This window comes from Providencia sp. PROV032, assembly GCF_028484875.1.
GTDB classification, from domain to species: Bacteria; Pseudomonadota; Gammaproteobacteria; order Enterobacterales; family Enterobacteriaceae; genus Providencia; species Providencia rettgeri_E.
The window spans coordinates 233,056-253,164 of sequence record NZ_JAMPSX010000003.1; the positions used below are offsets into that span (position 1 = coordinate 233,056).

A 20,109-nucleotide genomic window follows, 5' to 3' on the forward strand; every position below is an offset into this window, starting at 1 on the left:
GAAATATTAAATTTACCTTTACAAAACAATTTGATAACAAAACACAAATCACTTTAAATAACCCACTTTTATTATGCAACATATGGTGACGAAGCTGTTATGATGTAGCCTAATACTCGAATTTATGGGTAAGATCAAAAACGCAGATTTCCTTATAATTACCCAATGCGTGACTCGATCAAAAAGTTATCGTTCTCATGCAGTTTAAAACAGCCCAGCTGAATTAACGCATGGTAAAAGCAACGTTAGGTTGGTACTTCCTAACTATACTCAATGACATTAAAACTACACCTGCTAACTAAATCATTATGGATAAATCAAGACAGACTGAATTGGTACGTTGGTTAAAACAACACAGTGCCCCTGCCAAGCGCTGGTTGCGGATCTCTATGTTACTAGGCATTTTGAGCGGATTACTGATTATTGCTCAAGCCTGGTTCTTAGCTGTTATCTTACAAGCATTGATTATGGATAACGTTCCTCGAGAACAGCTATTAACCCCTTTTATGCTTTTGATCTGCGTTTTCGTCTTACGCGCAATTGTCACTTATATACGAGAACGTGTTGGCTTTCGTTGTGGCCAAGTTGTACGCCAAGAAATACGCACCATGGTACTCGATAAACTTCAAGAACTTGGCCCTGTGTGGGTAAAAGGTAAGCCTGCGGGGAGTTGGGCTACGATTATTCTTGAACAAATTGAAGACATGCAAGATTACTATTCACGCTATCTTCCCCAAATGTATTTAGCTGGGATCATCCCCATTATGATCCTGATTGCTATTTTCCCATTTAACTGGGCGGCCGCCCTTATTTTATTTGTCACTGCCCCGCTGATCCCGATTTTTATGGCATTAGTCGGCTTAGGTGCGGCAGACGCTAACCGTCGTAATTTTATTGCATTAGGCCGTTTAAGTGGCAGTTTTCTTGATAGGTTACGAGGCCTAGATACCTTACGGTTATTTTTTCGTGAAAAAGCAGAAATTAAGCAAATTCGCGAGTCAACAGAGGATTTTCGTTCCAGAACGATGGAAGTACTCAGAATGGCATTTCTGTCTTCAGGCGTACTTGAGTTTTTTGCGTCGATTTCGATTGCTGTTGTTGCCGTCTATTTTGGATTTTCCTACCTTGGCGAAATGAACTTTGGTAGCTATGGTTTGCCTGTCACACTGTTTGCTGGTTTTCTTGCACTGATACTTTCGCCAGAGTTTTTCCAACCATTGCGTGATCTTGGTACGTACTACCACGCCAAAGCACAAGCTGTTGGTGCCGCTGAAACACTCGAAACATTGTTAAACAGTGATGGGGAACAAAACACTCAACAAGGAACCCAAACACTAAGCGATGATGCTATCTATATTCAGGCTAAACAATTAGAAATTTTATCCCATGATGGAGTGCGCCTTGCTGGGCCGTTAGATTTCAATATTGAACCACAACAGCGTATTGCCATTGTGGGTCAAAGTGGCGCAGGAAAAAGCTCATTACTGAATTTATTGTTAGGTTTTTTACCTTATCGCGGCTCTATCACCGTAAATGGTATTGAACTTCGTGAATTATGCCCTGATAAATGGCGTGAATTACTGGGTTGGGTTGGGCAAAACCCCCACCTGCCAGAACAAACATTGGTTGAAAATATCTGTTTAGGTAGACCAAATGCGTCAGAAATAGAAATTCAACAGGCTATTGATAATGCCTATGTTTCCGAATTCTTAGGGCATTTACCTGATGGCCTAAATACCAAACTCGGTGACTATGCTGCCCGTCTTTCAGTCGGCCAAGCTCAGCGAGTTGCCGTTGCTCGAACCCTGTTGAAACCCTCTCGTATGCTACTTTTAGATGAGCCCGCCGCAAGCTTAGACTCCCACAGTGAGCAACGTGTCATGCAGACACTTAACCAGCTATCAAGCCAGCAAACGACCCTCTTAGTCACCCATTTACTGGAAGAAACCCTTGATTACGACCAAATTTGGGTAATGGCTAATGGGCAAATCATTCAACAAGGTAATTACACACAATTGAGTCAGTCAGAAGGCACTTTTGCCCAGTTACTTGCCCACCGCAGTGAGGAGCTTTGATAATGAAAATTTTATTACCTTTCTTAGCCCTTTACCGCCGCCATTGGTTTTTAATTACGTTAGGCATCATATTAGCAATTGTGACCTTACTGGCGAGTATTGGTTTACTTACCCTTTCCGGTTGGTTTTTAGCTGGAACCGCAATTGCGGGGTTTCCGGGTCTTTACTATTTTAATTACATGTTACCCGCGGCGGGTGTCCGTGGTGCTGCGATTTTTCGTACCGCAGGCCGTTATGGAGAACGCTTAGTTAGCCACGATGCGACCTTTAAGGTACTTGCTCATTTACGGGTTTTTGCTTTTAGTAAAGTATTACCCCTTTCACCGGGAGGTATCAGCCGTTTCCGTCAAGGGGAGTTACTCAATCGCCTCGTCGCTGACGTAGAAACTCTAGATCACCTCTATTTACGTGTTTTATCGCCGATCATTACTGCATTTTTTGTTACCTTTGTCCTTATTTTTGGTTTAAGTTACCTCGACCCTCGTCTTGCGTGGACTCTTGGTGGCATCATGCTGTTTTTACTGTTTACCATGCCATTTATATTTTATCGTGCTGGCAAACCCATCGGCCGTGAACTAACCGAATTACGTGGAAGTTATCGCACTATTTTAACCTCGGCACTGCAAGGACAAGCTGAGTTAACATTATTTAGTGCCACAGAACGTTTTCGCCAAAATTTGCTTAACATTGAAAAAAAATGGCAAGTACGCCAACAGCAGCAAGCGGCACTCACTGGGTTATCTCAAGCCATTATTTTGTTTGCCTCTGGGATCACTGCAACACTGCTCCTTTGGATGGCAGCTGAACATGTAGGGGGCGATACTAAACCGGGGGCACTGATTGCTTTATTTGTGTTCTGTGCGCTAGCGGCTTTCGAAGCATTAGGCCCTGTTGCTGTTGCCTTCCAACATATGGGGCAAGTGATTGCGTCTGCGACCCGCGTTTCTCAGTTAATGACCGCGAAACCTGAGGTGACCTTCCCAAGTGAAAGTCCATCAATCGCAACATTAGAAAAACTGACTGTCGATAATATTTCATTTACCTACCCAGAACAGCCATTTGCTGTTCTTCACAATGTGTCTTTAACGTTAAATAAAGGCCAACACCTTGCTTTATTAGGTAAAACGGGCTGCGGTAAATCAACGCTACTCCAATTATTAACCCGTGCTTGGGATGTCGATAGCGGCAGTATTTACTTAAATGACACGCCTATTAACGAATTTAGCGAAAAATCGTTACGTAATATGATGTCTGTTGTGCCACAACGGGTTCATGTCTTTAGTGATACATTACGCAATAATTTATTACTCGCCAATGAACAAGCGTCTGATGTCGAATTAAACGAAGTATTACAGCAAGTTGGCTTAGGTAATTTATTAGAAAACGAATTAAAGCTTAATGCGTGGATGGGTGAAGGCGGTAGACAACTTTCTGGAGGGGAACAACGCCGCTTAGGCATTGCTCGTGCGCTGTTACATAACACACCATTAATTCTAATGGATGAACCAACAGAAGGGCTTGATGCACAAACTGAACAACAGATTTTAGCGCTACTCAAAGAAAAATGTGCTGATAAGACATTAATTGTCATTACTCACCGTATGCAGGGCTTAGAGGAAATGGATAACATTTGTGTGATGGATAATGGTAAAATCATCGAACAAGGTACCCATAAAGCGCTGTTAGCTATGCAAGGCCAATATTATCAGTTCCGCCAGCGCCACTGGGCACAGCAACCGCTCTGAGGCATATATGTACCAATTAGATGATGACTCCTATTTATTCCCTCCTGTGTCTGAAGCGATGCGGGAGCCCAATGGCTTATTAGCGATTGGCGGAGATCTTTCATCAAAAAGGCTGCAAGCTGCTTATTATGATGGTATCTTTCCTTGGTTTAATCCTGGAGAGATGCCTTTATGGTGGTCTCCAGACCCTAGAGCCGTACTCATGGTTGGTGAACTCCATATTAGCCGGTCAATGAAGAAAGTTTTAAAAAAGCAGACTTATCGCATTACTGTTAACCATGCATTCAAGCAAGTTATTGCAGCTTGTTCTATACGCCAAGAAGGCACATGGATTTTACCCGAAGTTCAAGATGGGTATTTAGCACTACACCAAGCAGGTATGGCGCATTCCATTGAAGCTTGGTATGGCGATAAACTCGTTGGAGGCCTGTATGGCGTGAACATGGGGCACCTGTTTTGTGGGGAATCTATGTTTAGCAGAATGAATGATGCATCTAAATTTGCTTTTATTACATTCTATTTTCATTTTTTGCGCTATAATGGGCAGCTTTTTGATTGTCAGGTACTTAACCACCATACTGCCTCGATGGGCGCGAAAGAGATATCCCGTAGGGATTTTTTACATATTCTTTACCGGTGGCGTGACAAAGCGATTGACCCCGCCTGCTGGTTACCGCAATCGATTGAAATACCGCCAATTTTCGAGTAACGAATATTGGTTTTATAGTAAATTTATACCCTCATGTAAAAATAAAGCTCGCGTTAAAATGCGACATTTCTTTACTTAGTGTGGGTTTTTGGGCATTATCTTGCCCGTTAAAAATCACGGTTATTAAACTTAGAGGATTAGATGGCCAAAGAAGACAATATTGAAATGCAGGGCACAGTTTTAGATACCCTGCCAAACACAATGTTCCGTGTTGAACTGGAAAACGGTCACGTGGTGACTGCTCATATTTCTGGAAAAATGCGTAAAAACTATATCCGCATCCTGACAGGCGACAAGGTAACTGTAGAGTTAACACCTTATGACCTGAGCAAAGGCCGAATCATTTTCCGTAGCCGTTGATATTCTCTTCAGGCAAGGCCTGACAACCACAGGTGCATTGATACACCTGTGGTCTATTCGTCAGAATACCGCATCCTCCGGAGAGGCCTTGTGCACGCTACTGAAGTTGTATGTCAGTGTGTTACTTTTTTCATCAAGCCCGATACTTACAGAGCCACCATTCGTTAATGAACCAAATAGCAGCTCGTTTGCTAATGGTTTTTTCAGGTTGTCCTGAATGGTGCGAGCCATAGGTCGGGCACCCATTGCTTTATCATAGCCTTTTTCACACAACCAGCGGCGAGCCGCGGCGCTAACTTCAATTGATACACCCTTTTCATCAAGTTGTACTTGTAATTCCACTATAAATTTATCAACGACCTGCGTAATAATTTCTGGGGTTAATGCGTTAAACCAAATGATGCCATCTAGACGGTTACGAAACTCTGGTGAGAACGCCTTTTTGATCTCAGACATCGCATCAGTGCTATTATCTTGCTCTGCAAAGCCAATAGAACGACGCTGAGTTTCTTGTACCCCTGCATTGGTTGTCATTACCACAACAACATTACGGAAATCCGCCTTACGGCCGTTGTTATCCGTTAAAGTACCGTGATCCATGACCTGCAATAGGATATTAAACACATCAGGATGGGCTTTTTCGATTTCATCCAGCAATACCACTGAATGCGGGTGTTTAATAACGGCATCCGTCAGTAAGCCACCCTGATCAAACCCAACATAGCCAGGAGGCGCGCCAATTAAGCGGCTAACCGTGTGACGCTCCATATATTCAGACATATCAAATCGCAGCAATTTGATATCCAACGCTTTCGCTAACTGGACGGTCACTTCGGTTTTACCTACCCCCGTCGGCCCAGCAAATAAGAAAGAGCCCACCGGTTTATTTTCTAACCCTAGACCTGCCCGATTCATTTTGATAGCTTCAGACAACGAATCTATCGCTTTGTCTTGCCCAAAAACTAACATTTTCAAACGTGAATCAAGTGTCTTGAGCTTGTCTTTATCGCTGGAAGATACGGTTTTTTCAGGGATGCGAGCGATACGTGCCACGACAGTTTCAATTTCAGGCACGCCAATGGTTTTTTTACGCTTACTCGGTGCAACCAGTCGCGTTCGTGCCCCTGCTTCATCAATCACGTCAATGGCTTTATCTGGCAAATGCCTATCAGTGATATATTTAATAGATAAATCTACCGCTGCTTGAATTGCTTTTGCGGTATAACGCACATCATGGTGCGCTTCATACTTAGGTTTTAACCCATTGATGATACGAATTGTTTCTTCTGGTGTTGGCTCTACAATATCAATTTTCTGGAAACGACGCGCCAGCGCTCTGTCTTTCTCAAAAATACTGCCGAATTCTTGGTATGTTGTTGAACCAATAACACGAATGCGCCCGCTTGATAGTAATGGCTTAATTAAGTTAGCCGCGTCAACTTGCCCACCAGATGCTGCTCCTGCACCGATGATCGTGTGTATTTCATCAATAAATAAAATGCTTTTTGGATCTTTTTCCAACATTTTCAATAAGGCTTTGAAGCGTTTTTCAAAATCACCACGGTATTTGGTTCCAGCTAATAATGAGCCAATATCTAATGAATAAATTGTGCAGCCTTTCATGACGTCAGGTACGTCATCTTGCTCAATACGCCACGCTAACCCTTCGGCAATAGCCGTTTTACCAACACCTGATTCACCAACTAATAATGGGTTATTTTTACGACGGCGACACAGTACTTGAATCGTACGCTCTAATTCGGCCTGACGCCCTACCAGCGGGTCGATATTCCCCTTCTTGGCCTGTTGGTTCAGGTTAGTCGTAAAGTTGTCCATATGGTCTTCAGAGACCGGCTGTTCTTCGTTTTGCACGCTATTAGAGGAGATATCTTGTTCTGGTGACGACTCTTCGCCTTTTATCGTGCCATGAGAAATATAATTAACCACATCTAAGCGGCTGACATCATGTTTCCGTAATAAGTACGCAGCTTGGGACTCTTGCTCACTAAAAATCGCCACTAATACATTTGCACCGCTGACTTCGTTGCGCCCAGAGGATTGCACATGAAAAACAGCGCGCTGTAATACACGCTGAAAACTCAACGTAGGCTGGGTGTCTCTGCTATCATTTTCGGGTAACAAAGGTGTAGTTTGCGCGATGAAGTGTTCAAGTTCTTGACGTAATGCAACAAGATCAACCTTACAAGCATCTAAAGCTTCGCGCGCAGAGATATTACTCAGTAACGCCAGCAATAGGTGCTCTACAGTCATAAACTCATGGCGACTGTCTTTCGCTTTCGTAAAAGCTACGTTTAAACTAAGCTCTAGTTCTTGATTGAGCATAAGCACCTCCCAAAATTGATATTAAGCCAAGTTAGACTTTCTCTATAGTGCAAAGCAAAGGGTACTCATGTTCACGAGCAAAAATATTGACTTGCGCCGCTTTAGTTTCAGCAACCTCTGCAGTAAAAATTCCACAAACTCCCTTTCCTTGAATATGGACATCTAACATTATCTGTGTAGCGCGTTCTTCATCAAAAGAAAAGTATTTTTGTAACACTTCAACAACAAAATCCATCGGCGTGTAATCGTCATTATTTAATAGCACCTTATACATCGATGGCGGCTGTAAGGTTTGCTCTATTTCATCTTTAAAAACGACGTCAGTTTTAAATGTGCCTAGAAAATCACTCATTACTTTCTTGCTCAGTATTTAACTTCAATTTAAGCATAGTCTTTATTATCAACGATTTCTATCAATCATATTGATAGCGTCATAAAACTATACCATTTAGTAACTATGATATTTTTTGTTTATATTGCATCAAATGACAGTGTAGCATGGGAATCATCTTTGCTTCCATGATTAGCAATCTGTGAGCCATATCAAATATTACAAAAAATGAGCGTTATTGATTAGAGAATTCTTAACACTTTACACTAATTCCTGAACCTCACCTCTTGACCTTAGAAGGCAATTTATTACAGTATGTTTTACGAACAAACGATACAGTATTTATACTTATCTCTCGTATGTTTTTTTATATATTATTCTAAACGCAAACATAGTTCTAAACGCAGACATAGTTCTAAACGCAAATATTGGTAAATTTGAAGGATGAAATATGGAGACAGGTATCGTTAAGTGGTTCAATAACGCAAAAGGCTTTGGCTTTATTTGCCCAGCTGATGGCGGAGAAGATATTTTTGCACATTATTCCTGCATCCAAATGGACGGTTACAGGACACTAAAAGCAGGCCAAAAAGTTCAGTTCAGTTTAACTATTGGGCCCAAAGGCAACCACGCTGAGCTTATTATCCCTATTGGAGTTGAAGACAATTCCGCTAATAGCAGCGAATCGAGCTAAGCTTATACTCAATAGAGCACAGTTAATTATTTCAATTACATTGATTAGTACAATAATTAACTGTGGCTATTCTCTGCAATGACTAAGTACGATTACCCGCGGTTTGTAGGTGACGCATATCACCATACAGTGCCGTTAATAATGTATATTGTTCAACATCATAAAATGCACACTGATTCGCGGTAAACTCTTTCGCAACTTCTATCATAAATTTCACAGTACTCGCAATATCAACCTCATGACTAGCCCCTGTAGAGCAACCTGGCACCACGGTCTCTGAACAGATAGCGACACCAACCACGGGTGCAGACGTAGATACTGCAGGTTGTAATATACTGTTGATGTGATGTAGGCCATTACCATATGGCGTGATATCTTGAATTGATAGTGGGAATGTCACTGCTTTTTGACCACTACTCCACTCCATCAAGCGAATTAAATCCTCTGATACCGGTAAAATATAACCATTTTTCACCGTTGGCGATAGCGCATACCCTTTATGATTAAGTAAACGATTTCCCTTCGTGGTATCTACTGACAAAATAGCATCCGCTTCTGGGATCGCCTCATGTTGATTCATCGTGGCATCATCAAGAGGTGAATCCATGAAATCAACAGGCGTGTGCGGGCGTGTTGGCGCATTTGGGCAGATATGGGTCGTGATCACCACATCACCGAGTAATCGGTCACCCTTTTCATGCATTTGTGCCAATTTAAGCGCTGTTGCAAGTGCGGCAATCGCACCATCTGCATCAGAAACAACACCAATACGAGAAGGCCTGGCGCCTATTCCACCTAAGCGCCCAATGATCCCGAGTGTCGGAGCTTCTTTATGTTGTGATTTACCTTGTGTTCCTGGAATAAGGATGCGAACAAAATCACTTTGCCCTTTATGATCCTTAACCGTTTTAGATATAACTTCAATGTGTGGGAAATCTTGGAACAATGCAACAATGTCTTCACCTTTAACACTAGCGCAATCGATTAGCTCATATACGCAAAGAGTTTGTTTTAGACTCATTGTACTTCCTTTAATTTTTTTTATGGGAGTGAAGAGCTACTCAGGGGTTAACTCGCCTAAAATAGCGAGTTAACCCCATTTCGCTCTAGATGAAACCTCACGTAATCGAGGCCCCATTTTTCCTGATGAAGGCGTATTCACGCACTTAAAATACTCATAATATAAATATTTATAATTTACTGCTTACTTCTACTACCTACTTCTTACTACTGTTTACTTTTATGAACAAAATCAGCTTATGACTTATTTATGCTTTTTTGCAACCAATATGGGTCACCCACCATACAACCAAGATAGGCGGCTTTATGGCAAAGACTTATAGATAACTGTGCTTTGACCTCATCATTCATTTGTGTTGCAGGTAAACTTAAGCACAAGGCATACAACGTATTTTGCGCTGGGTCGAAAACCGTGCTTGATATTGACGCGACGCCAGCAACAGATTCATCCGTCGAAAATTCCCAGCCACGCTCAGCCACGAGGTCCAAACGCTCAACTAATTTAACTCGTGCTTTCTCTTCTTTTAGTTCACGTTCAATAATTTTTGACCGTTCATTTGGCGATAACCTTGCTAATAACGCACGCCCTGTTGAAGTCCCCAATATGGGTAACCGCGTACCCGGCTGAGTGATCACTTGCAGCATGCTATTACCAAAACGTGCATGAACAACACGAACCATATCATCATCAAGTGCTGAGACATAACTGGTAAACCCGCTATCTTTCGCAAGTTCATCAAGTGCTTCAAGCATCATATCGATTAATGGATTCATTCCTCTGGCCCGATGCGCTAATTCCATAATCAGCAAACCCGGGCGATATATCGGTGCATTGTTTTTCTTTTCAAGTAACCCAAGCTCAGCCATTTGCTTTAATAGACGAGAAGCAGAACTTTTAGGCATACCTAACTCATTAACTAATGTTGTTACCGTCAGCTCATTCCCTGAACGCAGGAATAATTGGTAAACATCAACAACGCTAGATAAAATACTCATGACCCTAAACCTTGGGTTAATACACGATAACTTTGTGGCTTTCTGTCTCGCAGATAAGGCACATTTAAGCGCGTATGGGCTTGGTTTAAAAAATCAACCTCGCCGATTAATAGCTCCTCACCTTCACAGCCCGCTTCACAAAGTACTTGGCCGCGAGGACCTAAAAGCTTGCTACCACCAAATAAATGCAGGTCTTCTTCATAACCCCAACGGTTCACTGCAAGTAAGTGGGTTCCATTTTCTAATGCTCGACAGGCGCTGTTAATATCCCAGACATCTCGGTCTTGAACACACCAAGCTGAAGGCGCTAATAATAATTCCGCGCCTTGTAATGTTAAAATTCGTGCGACTTCAGGAAAACCCATGTCATAACAAATCATGACACCGATTTTACCAATGGGGGTTTCAAACACCGGAAAACTATCACCTCGTCCAAACCACTGTTTCTCTATACCAAAGGCATGAACTTTACGAAAAACGCCACTAATACCATCACACCCAGGGTTCCAAACACCGACAGAGTTATAGATATCACCTAAATATTCACCGCGTTCAACAAAACCGCTAACAATGGTGATATTTAAACGAGTAGCAAGTTCGCTAAATAACGTATAAGTTTCACTTCCGATGGAATCGCTTAAATCCCACAACTTGGTAGTCAATAAGTCGCCACGGTAACCCGTTGTCGCCAGTTCAGGGAAACAAATCAATTTTGCCCCTGAATCCGCAGCTTGCTGGCACAACTGTGCCATACGTTGCAAATTATTTGTTTTATTGCCAAGTTCTGAATCAAACTGAGCCAGAGCAACTTTAACTTTTGTACCTGACATGGTTTAATCCTTAATCTAAATGAGACACTTTGCGAAAGTGTACCGTTTCAACACCTTTGGCTTTCGCCTGCCAGCGCATTCCTATCCAATAAGCGACCGCGCCAGTAATTAAAGAGTTAAGTGCAGGAATGCCATAGTCAGCGTGCAGTGGACCTAACTCTGATGTCCCCCACCCAACCAGCACTGCAATGACCCACACGATTAGTGTTACAGGGTTATATGCTTCACAGCTTGGCGGTAATATGCCTTGCTCTCGAGTGAGATCTAACTCTTTACGGTCACGTTTTAACAGATAATAGTCAACAACCATAATCCCTGCGACAGGTGGGATCGCTATTCCTAAATAGATCAAGAATCCGATAAAGTTATCTAAGATCCCTAACATTGAAGCGATAGTCCCAAAAATGCCAATCACCCAAGTTAAATAACGACGATCAAAACGCTTATTAAAGATGGCATTTAACAGTGTTGAAAAACCTAACGACGATGAATACAGATTGATATCATTCATTTTTATTGTCGAAAAGATAACAATCGATGCGCCTAATAGGCCCGTCAGTGCCATCATTAAATCAAATACTTGACTCGTCCGTAATGATAACGCCATCAATACAGCTATCATATTGACCAATAACTCACCAAAAAATGTGCCAATGAGCGTCATCCAAAACACATCTTTAGGCCCTTTCATAAAGCGGCTGATATCGGGTGTTGTGACGGCTGCAATAATAAAACCGCCAGCAACCATTGTAATGGCCGCAGGCATAGTCATTAATGGCCCGGCGGGTTCAGTGTCATTGATAAGCGTACCAATATCTTGACCTGATAATAAGTTATATGTCGCCCAGCCTAACGCGAATAAAAATAGCGGCGTTGAGATATTGGCAGTAATAGATAAAAATCGATACCCATATACTGTTATAACCGTCACCGCAATACCTGTAATAAGTGACCAAGTCCCTGGTGTTAGCACATTAGTCGCTTTATACATTCCATCCGCAAAGAAACCATTTTGTACGCCAAACCAGCCCATTAAGGAGATAGCAATCGCGCCACCAATGAGAGCTGAGCCTAACTTACCAAAACCCGCCCACCGAGATAGTAGGCTGATCGACATTCCTTCACGGCATGCAGCCGCTCCAAGCCCCCAGCTGACAACCTGTAAAATTACAGAGCCAAGCATTGTTGCCCAAAACGCCTGCCAAAAAGTTAACCCATAACCAAGAGCCGCACCTAGCATAACTTGTGAAACACAAGCTAGTGCACCTATTCGTAGAATTAACACTTCATAAAACGGCCTACGAGCACTTTGGGGCACCCGAGCCAAAGAATAATCTTCACCTGCTTTATTCGCCATATTGCACCTACTGTGTGGTTGTCTTTGCTTAGTTTTTTTACTGGCTTTATTATGAGTTCCATTATATGGAACTAGGTTTCATTTATTCTACGAGGCAAATCATATCCATGATCGATACCAATTCGCAAGCAGAATTTATCTTTTCAGACAGTTTTTTATTATGAAATATTTTAAGAAACGAGGGAATATATAGATTAAAAAAAATATTATTAGAAAATTAAGGAGTTAAAAATAACGCATTTAATTAGCAGAATTTAATTGAGGAACTCAGTTCCAATAAATGGGACTGACCCTAAATTAAATTATTTACAAGCAGATGATTCACATATTGATAATTGACCTTAAAACTGGGTTACACAGAAAGTAGAGCGAAGGAATTTAACTTATCCTTCGCCACTCAAAAATCTCACTAAGAAAAATTATTATGGGTGGCTGAGCTAAAAACTATCCATGGTTAACTTAAAGTGAGTATCCATCTTTAACCCAGTTGCCACAAAGTCTTGTTTTTCAATTGACTCTAAAATATCAAAATGAATATCAATGATCTTTTTATGTTCATCATGGTTGTTTTGGTTTAACAAACCAGCTGAAATAGAACCACCTAATGCGCCTCTTAAAGCTTTTAGCATCAATGCATATAACGGATTTTGTGACATTTCAGCTAATGTTAAGTGAAAATCAATATCACTTTCGATGAACAAATCCCAATCATTAGAACTCAACAAGGACTTCCTCATTTTATCTGCAATTTTTCTTAACTTGATATAATCATTTTTATTTCCATGCATTGCAGCCAACACTGCAGAATCAACTTCAATCGCACGTCGAAGGCCTAAGATTTGCTGATAATTAACCTGCTGAGTCACAATGGCATGGTTAAAAATAGTTTCTAACGGGTTTGAGCTAATCTTTTGTATTTTAGGCTTTTTGCCACTACTAATATCTAAAATACCTAATATAGAAAGGCTTTGGAAAGCCTCTCTAACCACTCCCCTGCTCACCCCTAAACGTTCAATAATCTCTTTTTCACTTGGTATTTCATCACCTGGATTTAGATTTGATTGAGATATTAAAGATAGAACATAGCTTCTAACTTGTTCTGAAAGTGTTTGTTTTTCAATTAAAGGATGCAATCTAACCCCCAAAATTAGCAATATCCATTTGATTTAAAATCAGAAAAATAATCTTCCTGTGATTAAAACAACAATAAAACTAGAGTCGTATCACAAAACCTATATTAACCCTCTTTTAATATTAAGGCTAGACTGTTAGCCTGTATGACAGGTTGACAGCCAAACAGGAAAATCAGAACCTTAGATACATAGGAATATGAAATGAATAAAGATAATGATTTGTTTGACAAGATTAAAAAGGAATTACCCGTAGCTCTTCTAGGGGATATTTTAGATGAAATAGGATTACACCATCAGTTCTTACCTCCTATACTCAAACCTTTATCTGAGGATATGAAGATTGTAGGTCGAGCAATGCCTGTACTAGAAGCTGATTACATGTTACCGCCTGACATTAAATCTAATGGGCCACTAGGAAATAAAGATTTCGGTATTATGTTTGAAGCACTAGATAGCTTAAAGGAAGGTGAAGTTTATATCGCTTCCGGTTCTTCGCATAATTACGCCCTGTGGGGTGGATTAATGTCGACGAGAGCTAAAAAACTTAACGCTGCGGGCGCTATTATTTATGGCTATTCAAGAGATAAGAGAGAAATACTAGAACTTAATTTCCCTGTATTTTCATTAGGTAGCTATGCTCAAGATCAAAAAATAAGAGGTAAAGTATTAGATTATCGAGTTCCAATCAAAATCAATAATATTTTAATTGAACCAGGTGATTTAATTGTTGCCGATGAAGAAGGCGTATTAATTATTCCTAAAAATGTAGAGTCTTACGTTATTGCAAATGCATTTGAAAAACAAAAAATGGAGAATAAAGTACAAAAAGAAATAGAAAATGGAATGGGTGCTGTAGAAGCATATAATAAATTTGGCGTCATGTGATAAACATAAAAATAGATATGTCTTATTAAACTTAATAATAAACATATCATTATATCAAAGGTGATTTATGTTTAAAAAAATAAGATGGAATTTAGTTTTATTTATTTCTCTTGGAGGAATGATAAACTATATGGATCGCTCTGCATTTGCTATTGCAGCTCCTGTTTTTTCTAAAGATTTAAACTTAACACCAAGTGAAATGGGCATACTTTTCAGTAGTTTTTCTATTGGATATGCTTTATTTAATTTCATTGGCGGATACGCATCAGATAAATATGGTCCCAAAAAGGTTTTTGCCGTAAGTATGGCTCTTTGGTCTATCTTTTGCGGCATGATTGGGGTAACTGTTGGTTTTATCTCTATGCTTATTATCCGAACTTTGTTTGGTGCAGCTGAAGGCCCCTTTGCAGCAACACTCAATAAAATGGTTAATAACTGGTTCCCTAAGAAAGAAGTTGCTACTGCTATAGGTGTAGCAACTGCCGGTAATCCAATAGGTGGAGCTATTGCTGGCCCTATAATGGGAATATTAATAATTACAACTGGTTGGCGTGTTGCATTTTTTATACTTGCTGCAATAGGCTTTATATGGCTAATTGGGTGGTTAAAAATTGCCAAAGATAAACCGGAACAACATAAAAAAATATCAAAAGAAGAATTAGAATATATTTTATCTGACGATAATAATGTAGAATCAAAAACCACAAATACTATATCTAAACCATTATCTTTTTATATAAAGAGTCCGACTATATTAGCAACAACTCTTGCATTTTTCAGTTTGAATTATATTTTATTTTTCTTTTTATCATGGTTTCCAAGTTACTTATCTAATGTTCAAAATCTCAGTATAAAAGATATGAGTATAGTAAGTATTATACCTTGGCTATTAGGTGCTATTGGAATGGCTTTAGGGGGAATACTTTGTGACTTTGTTTTAAAGAAAACAAATAAACCTTTATTCTCCAGAAAAATCGTGTTGGTTAGTTGTCTAGGAGTATCGGCAATCCTTGTCTTTCTTGTCGGTAATGTTACTCGTGTTGAAAGTGCCGTAGCACTCATGGCATTCGGAATATTTTTCTTATATTTATCTGCTACAACCTATTGGGCAATTCTACAAGATACCGTTGCAAAAAATAATATTGGTGCGGTTGGTGGATTTGTACACGCAATGGCAAATGTTGCTGGAATTTTAGGCCCTATTATTACAGGCTATATTATTGAATGGTCTGGAATGTATAGCATCGCATTTTTTGTGGCGGGAGGAATCGGTATTGTTGGCGCAATCAGTGTCGCATTATATGTAAAACCACTAAATCTCACTAACTAAGAAATTTTCAAATTAAAAAGGTTAATAATTATGAAACTAGGATTTGGTTTATATCGACATATGCTTAATGATGAACATTATGCTTTTGCAAAACAATGTGGAGCAACTCATATCGTTGTTCATATGGTCGACTACTTTAACAGTAATGAACGATTTTCACGTAGCGACCAGCCAATTGGCGATAATGATGGCTGGGGAACGGCTGTTGGTGATGTCTGGACAGTAGATGAACTAATAAAAATCCGTGACCGGATGCAAGAGTTTGGCTTAACATTTTATGCAATTGAAAATTTCGACCCTTGCCACTGGGATGACATTTTGTTTGACGGTCCTAAAAAATTAGAACAGCTTGAAGTCGTCAAAAATATTATTAGAAATGTAGGGAAAGCAGGTATTCCTGTCTTTGGATATAATTTCAGCCTGGCAGGAGTCGCAGGGCGAGTTATCGAAAACAAAGCACGAGGAGGTGCTCAAACTGTTGGTTTATCTGGCATCAACGAAGACATTCTAGAGCCAATGCCGGATAATATGGCATGGAATATGAAAATCAATAACCATAGTGTTGGTTATCGTCCTGAAACAACAACAGAGCAACTCTGGGAAAGGTTAACCTGGTTCTTAAACCATATTATACCTGTCGCTGAAGAAGTAGGCGTTCGCCTAGCTGCTCATCCAGACGATCCTCCACTAGAGTTTGTCAGAGGTCAGCCAAGGCTCGTCAATCAACCTCACTTATATCAAAAATTACTAGATATAAAACCAAGTAAATCAAATGCGCTAGAGTTTTGTCTTGGAACCATCGCCGAAATGTCTGAGGGCAACGTTTACGAAGCTGTGCAACAATATGCAAGTCAAGATGCGATGGCATACGTCCATTTTAGGAACGTTAAAGGTAAAGTACCACACTATCATGAAACCTTCATTGATGAGGGCGATATTGACATGTTGAAGGTATTAACAATATTAAAAGAAAATAATTATACAGGTGTATTAATCCCTGACCATACGCCACAAATGTCATGTGATGCGCCATGGCACGCAGGTATGGCCTATGCGATGGGATATATGCAAGCATTACTTAAAGTACTGAAATAATATATAAATAATGCTCCATGCACTATTTTGATAAATGTGCATGGAGAGCTTTATACGAACAATTTATTCCCTCGCCAACGCATCAATTGGGTTTAAGCGAGCCGCATTTCGAGCAGGTAAAAAACCAAAAATAATACCAATGGCCGTTGAACACACAAAAGCACTGACTAACGCCACGGGATCAAAAGAAAATGTCCAGCCCGGTAACGCCATTTGAGCCAATAAGCTAATCCCATACGATAGTCCAATACCCATTAGCCCTCCTATCAAACAGACTAGTACGGCTTCGATAAGAAATTGCTGCATCACATCGCTAGTTCTAGCGCCTACCGCCATTCGAATACCAATTTCTCGCGTTCTTTCAGTAACGGAAACTAACATAATATTCATCACACCAATTCCTCCGACCACTAATGAAATAACCGCCACTAGTGTGAGAAATAACTGCATTGTTTGGGTTGTTTTCTCTGCCGTTTTAATAAAGGTATCGAGGTTATAGGTGAAAATATCCTTTTTACCATGGCGCAACGTGAGTAAGCGGGTCAGTTGCTGTTCTACCGTTTTCGCATCGTAACCGTCTTTCACCCTAACAACAAAGCTCTCATAGTATGGACGGTTCAGAATTTTACTATTTACTGTGGTATCCGGTAACCAAACCGATAGTGACTTACTCGAACCAAAAGTCGATTTTTTCTCTTCAAGCACACCGATAATCGTTACAGGCATATTACCAATGAGCAAAGTTTCGCCAATAACATGTTCTTGTTTAGGGAAAAAGCGCCGCTTAGTATTGGCATCAATAACCACCACTTGTGCGCGCTTATCCACCATATCTTGCGTGAAACTCATACCTTCTGAAAATTTAGAGGCATAAACATTAAAATAATCCCGCCCAACACCGGTGAGCTGTGCCGAAGCGTCAACATTCCCTTTTCTTAAGCGTGTTGAGTGGTTGAGTTCGCCAGAAATCGCGTGCACATAAGGCTGTTTTGCTAATGCATCAATATCTGCGGCTCTCAAGGACTGACGATTTTTTGCATCATCGTACCCAAAGTCTTCCCCTGGATAAATTGAAATGGTATTCGTCCCGATTGATTTTATATCATTAAGGACCATACCTTGCGCGGCATCACCGATCACCATTATGGATACCACCGACGCAATACCAATGATAATCCCAAGCATCGTCAGTAATGTGCGCATTTTATTGACAACCATGGCACGCCAAGCCATTAACAAAGCCTCGCTAAACCGACCATACATTTGGTTTAATGTCAGTTTTCTTGCAGGGGCTTTTGGTAATGAATTTGTTCGTGTTGTGGTTTTGCTACCTGAATCATTCAAAATCTCGCCATCTTTAATTTCTACGATACGTTCTGCTTGCTGAGCTATTTCAGGGTCATGCGTGACAATGATCACTGTATGTCCTTGGGCACAAAGGTCTTTTAAAATATTCATGACCTCTTCTCCCGAATGGCTATCCAGCGCTCCTGTTGGCTCATCCGCGAGAATTATCTGCCCACCATTCATAAGAGCGCGAGCAATACTCACGCGCTGTTGTTGCCCACCAGACAACTGACTTGGACGATAATCCACGCGCTCCCCTAGCCCTAGACGCTGTAATAACTGGGCTGCTCGCTCACGACGTTGGTTCTTACCCGCCCCTGCATATACCGCAGGTACCTCAACATTTTGTTCCGCACTTAAATGACTCAGTAAATGGTAACGTTGAAAAATAAAGCCAAAATGTTCTCGGCGCAGTTCTGCCAATTGATCGTTATCTAACGTTGCGACGCTTTGGCCATCAATGCAATAATTCCCTTCTGTTGGTTTATCTAGGCACCCAATAATATTCATGAGTGTGGATTTACCTGAGCCCGAAGCGCCAATAATCGCCACCATCTCACCTGCATTAATTTGTAGTGAGACACTTTTTAAGACTGTAACTTGGTTTTCACCTTCCCCATAGCGGCGAGTGATCCCTTGAAGATCAATTAACGCAGACATAGTTAGTATTCCGTCTCGCTGTGCCCAATGACCACTTTATCGCCTTCATTAAGGCCTTTGGTAATTTCCACATACACATCGTTTCGACCACCGATTTTAACTTGTTTTTTCTCGACTTTATTCTCTTGCAGAATATCCACTTCATAGGTTTGTGGTGAAATTTCATTGCCTAATGCAGATAGCGGCAGTAACAGCACATTTTTACGTGAGTCTAATTCAATGGTGACCTGTGCAGTCATTTGTAATTTCAATAAATGTTGCGGGTTGGGCACCTCAAAACGCGCATAATAGAAAATGGCATCATTAATTTTTTCAGGTGTCGGTAAAATATCCTTTAATTGCCCAGCAAATTTTTTATCTGGAGCCCCTAGAACAGTAAAAGAAGCATCTTGACCCGGTTCCAAATAAATTACATCGGCCTCAGAAACTTCAGCTTTGACGAGCATCGTGTCCAAATCCGCAAGGGTTAAAATTGTTGGAGCTTCCTGAGCAGCGATAACCGTCTGCCCCTGTAGTGTTTTAATAAAGGTGACAATACCATCCATTGGTGCCGTAATTTGCGTATATTTTAGATTTGTTTTTGCTGAATCTAGGGTGGCTTGGTTACGCTTAATTTGAGCTTGATAAGTGGCGACTTGCGCTTTTTTTACTTCTACATCGGTTTTCGCTTTATCAAGTTCTTGTTGAGAAACGGCTTGCTGTTTTGCTAGGCTTAAATGACGCTGATAAGTCACTTGAGCAAGGCGAAGCTCGGCTTGAGCTAATGATAAATTCGCTTCGAGTTCACGTGCTGTTGCCTCTGACTCAATAACATCATTTTGGGCTTTTTTCGGGTCAATAACCGCTAATAAGTCACCTTTTTTAACATAATCGCCCTCTTTAACATACAGTGTTTGTAACTGCCCACTAACCTGAGCCCCTACATCGACTTTACGTACTGCATCGAGTTTTCCCGTTGCCAGTACTTGTTTGTCTAAATCGCCCTGTATGACATCTACAGTTTGGAAAACCGCTTCTTTTTCTCTATTAAAAAGAAACCCAGCGGTGACTAGGGCAAAAATAATGATTACCAAGTAAATCGGCCACTTTTTTTTAGGCTTTGCCTTCATGTTTACCTACTTCCTATGAACAAAAAGAGGGCATAGCCCTCTAAAATTGCTAACAACCTGTAAAAGGAGCGAGTTTCCAATTTGTTGCCA

General features: G+C 40.7%; 17 protein-coding genes. 8 read left to right on the forward strand and 9 right to left on the reverse strand.

Going from position 1 to position 20,109, the window contains the following annotated elements; translation table 11 throughout:
* Positions 1-308: 308 nt before the first annotated feature.
* The 4 genes from cydD (at position 309) to infA (ending at position 4,889) form a co-directional block, all read left to right on the forward strand.
* The gene (gene cydD, locus PSF42_RS02415) at positions 309-2,075 is read left to right on the forward strand and encodes a heme ABC transporter permease/ATP-binding protein CydD (protein ID WP_272679379.1); all 1,767 of its coding nucleotides are present in this window, start codon (positions 309-311) and stop codon (positions 2,073-2,075) included.
* Between the two features lie 2 nt (positions 2,076-2,077).
* Positions 2,078-3,820, forward strand: coding sequence for a heme ABC transporter ATP-binding protein/permease CydC (gene cydC / locus PSF42_RS02420; protein ID WP_272679380.1), 1,743 nt, complete (start codon positions 2,078-2,080; stop codon positions 3,818-3,820).
* Between the two features lie 7 nt (positions 3,821-3,827).
* Entirely contained in the window at positions 3,828-4,529 is a 702-nt protein-coding gene (gene aat, locus PSF42_RS02425; RefSeq protein WP_125893228.1) for a leucyl/phenylalanyl-tRNA--protein transferase, read from the forward strand.
* A 141-nt stretch (positions 4,530-4,670) separates the two neighbouring features.
* Positions 4,671-4,889 (forward strand): translation initiation factor IF-1, encoded by a 219-nt coding sequence (gene infA / locus PSF42_RS02430; protein WP_004244560.1) that lies wholly within the window; start codon positions 4,671-4,673, stop codon positions 4,887-4,889.
* A 60-nt stretch (positions 4,890-4,949) separates the two neighbouring features.
* On the opposite strand, the gene clpA is transcribed toward infA, so the two are convergent.
* On the reverse strand, positions 4,950-7,232 hold the full coding sequence (clpA, locus tag PSF42_RS02435) for an ATP-dependent Clp protease ATP-binding subunit ClpA (RefSeq protein WP_125893230.1): 2,283 nt from the start codon (positions 7,230-7,232) through the stop codon (positions 4,950-4,952).
* Positions 7,233-7,263: 31 nt separating this feature from the next.
* Positions 7,264-7,584, reverse strand: coding sequence for an ATP-dependent Clp protease adapter ClpS (gene clpS, locus PSF42_RS02440; RefSeq protein WP_125893232.1), 321 nt, complete (start codon positions 7,582-7,584; stop codon positions 7,264-7,266).
* A gap of 430 nt (positions 7,585-8,014) precedes the next feature.
* On the opposite strand from clpS, the gene cspD reads away from it, so the two are divergent.
* A complete protein-coding gene (gene cspD, locus PSF42_RS02445) occupies positions 8,015-8,257 on the forward strand; it encodes a cold shock domain-containing protein CspD (protein WP_125893234.1) in 243 nt (80 codons plus the stop codon).
* An 82-nt stretch (positions 8,258-8,339) separates the two neighbouring features.
* Here the strand turns inward: cspD and PSF42_RS02450 are convergent, their stop codons facing one another.
* The 5 genes from PSF42_RS02450 to PSF42_RS02470 form a co-directional block, all read right to left on the reverse strand.
* Positions 8,340-9,278, reverse strand: coding sequence for a DUF1177 domain-containing protein (locus PSF42_RS02450; protein ID WP_272679381.1), 939 nt, complete (start codon positions 9,276-9,278; stop codon positions 8,340-8,342).
* Positions 9,279-9,514: 236 nt separating this feature from the next.
* Positions 9,515-10,273 (reverse strand): IclR family transcriptional regulator, encoded by a 759-nt coding sequence (locus PSF42_RS02455; RefSeq protein WP_125893237.1) that lies wholly within the window; start codon positions 10,271-10,273, stop codon positions 9,515-9,517.
* Positions 10,270-11,103: a nitrilase-related carbon-nitrogen hydrolase gene (locus PSF42_RS02460; RefSeq protein WP_213913497.1), complete on the reverse strand. Its 834-nt coding sequence runs from the start codon at positions 11,101-11,103 to the stop codon at positions 10,270-10,272. The genes PSF42_RS02455 and PSF42_RS02460 overlap by 4 nt, the downstream gene beginning before the upstream one ends.
* A gap of 10 nt (positions 11,104-11,113) precedes the next feature.
* Positions 11,114-12,460 (reverse strand): purine-cytosine permease family protein, encoded by a 1,347-nt coding sequence (locus PSF42_RS02465; protein WP_213913496.1) that lies wholly within the window; start codon positions 12,458-12,460, stop codon positions 11,114-11,116.
* Between the two features lie 437 nt (positions 12,461-12,897).
* Entirely contained in the window at positions 12,898-13,593 is a 696-nt protein-coding gene (locus tag PSF42_RS02470) for a FadR/GntR family transcriptional regulator (protein ID WP_125893240.1), read from the reverse strand.
* 201 nt (positions 13,594-13,794) lie between these two features.
* Between PSF42_RS02470 and PSF42_RS02475 the strand changes: the two genes are divergently transcribed.
* The 3 genes from PSF42_RS02475 (at position 13,795) to PSF42_RS02485 (ending at position 16,903) form a co-directional block, all read left to right on the forward strand.
* Complete coding sequence (locus PSF42_RS02475; RefSeq protein ID WP_272679382.1) at positions 13,795-14,478, forward strand: RraA family protein; 684 nt, start codon at positions 13,795-13,797, stop codon at positions 14,476-14,478.
* Positions 14,479-14,545: 67 nt separating this feature from the next.
* Entirely contained in the window at positions 14,546-15,808 is a 1,263-nt protein-coding gene (locus PSF42_RS02480; protein WP_125893244.1) for an MFS transporter, read from the forward strand.
* A 30-nt stretch (positions 15,809-15,838) separates the two neighbouring features.
* The gene (locus tag PSF42_RS02485) at positions 15,839-16,903 is read left to right on the forward strand and encodes a mannonate dehydratase (protein ID WP_125893246.1); all 1,065 of its coding nucleotides are present in this window, start codon (positions 15,839-15,841) and stop codon (positions 16,901-16,903) included.
* A 63-nt stretch (positions 16,904-16,966) separates the two neighbouring features.
* Here PSF42_RS02485 and macB read toward each other — a convergent pair whose 3' ends face one another.
* Together macB and macA are read right to left on the reverse strand one after the other, a co-directional pair.
* On the reverse strand, positions 16,967-18,910 hold the full coding sequence (macB, locus tag PSF42_RS02490; RefSeq protein ID WP_248467879.1) for a macrolide ABC transporter ATP-binding protein/permease MacB: 1,944 nt from the start codon (positions 18,908-18,910) through the stop codon (positions 16,967-16,969).
* A 2-nt stretch (positions 18,911-18,912) separates the two neighbouring features.
* Positions 18,913-20,019, reverse strand: a complete 1,107-nt coding sequence (gene macA / locus PSF42_RS02495; RefSeq protein WP_272679383.1) for a macrolide transporter subunit MacA — start codon at positions 20,017-20,019, stop codon at positions 18,913-18,915.
* Positions 20,020-20,109 lie beyond the last annotated feature (90 nt).

Bases quoted from the DNA above. Each gene is read 5' to 3' on its own strand.
- cydD (WP_272679379.1), top strand. From the start codon at position 309: ATGGATAAATCAAGACAGACTGAATTGGTACGTTGGTTAAAACAACAC.
- cydC (WP_272679380.1), top strand. From the start codon at position 2,078: ATGAAAATTTTATTACCTTTCTTAGCCCTTTACCGCCGCCATTGGTTT.
- aat (WP_125893228.1), top strand. From the start codon at position 3,828: ATGTACCAATTAGATGATGACTCCTATTTATTCCCTCCTGTGTCTGAA.
- infA (WP_004244560.1), top strand. From the start codon at position 4,671: ATGGCCAAAGAAGACAATATTGAAATGCAGGGCACAGTTTTAGATACC.
- clpA (WP_125893230.1), bottom strand. From the start codon at position 7,232: ATGCTCAATCAAGAACTAGAGCTTAGTTTAAACGTAGCTTTTACGAAA.
- clpS (WP_125893232.1), bottom strand. From the start codon at position 7,584: ATGAGTGATTTTCTAGGCACATTTAAAACTGACGTCGTTTTTAAAGAT.
- cspD (WP_125893234.1), top strand. From the start codon at position 8,015: ATGGAGACAGGTATCGTTAAGTGGTTCAATAACGCAAAAGGCTTTGGC.
- PSF42_RS02450 (WP_272679381.1), bottom strand. From the start codon at position 9,278: ATGAGTCTAAAACAAACTCTTTGCGTATATGAGCTAATCGATTGCGCT.
- PSF42_RS02455 (WP_125893237.1), bottom strand. From the start codon at position 10,273: ATGAGTATTTTATCTAGCGTTGTTGATGTTTACCAATTATTCCTGCGT.
- PSF42_RS02460 (WP_213913497.1), bottom strand. From the start codon at position 11,103: ATGTCAGGTACAAAAGTTAAAGTTGCTCTGGCTCAGTTTGATTCAGAA.
- PSF42_RS02465 (WP_213913496.1), bottom strand. From the start codon at position 12,460: ATGGCGAATAAAGCAGGTGAAGATTATTCTTTGGCTCGGGTGCCCCAA.
- PSF42_RS02475 (WP_272679382.1), top strand. From the start codon at position 13,795: ATGAATAAAGATAATGATTTGTTTGACAAGATTAAAAAGGAATTACCC.
- PSF42_RS02480 (WP_125893244.1), top strand. From the start codon at position 14,546: ATGTTTAAAAAAATAAGATGGAATTTAGTTTTATTTATTTCTCTTGGA.
- PSF42_RS02485 (WP_125893246.1), top strand. From the start codon at position 15,839: ATGAAACTAGGATTTGGTTTATATCGACATATGCTTAATGATGAACAT.
- macB (WP_248467879.1), bottom strand. From the start codon at position 18,910: ATGTCTGCGTTAATTGATCTTCAAGGGATCACTCGCCGCTATGGGGAA.
- macA (WP_272679383.1), bottom strand. From the start codon at position 20,019: ATGAAGGCAAAGCCTAAAAAAAAGTGGCCGATTTACTTGGTAATCATT.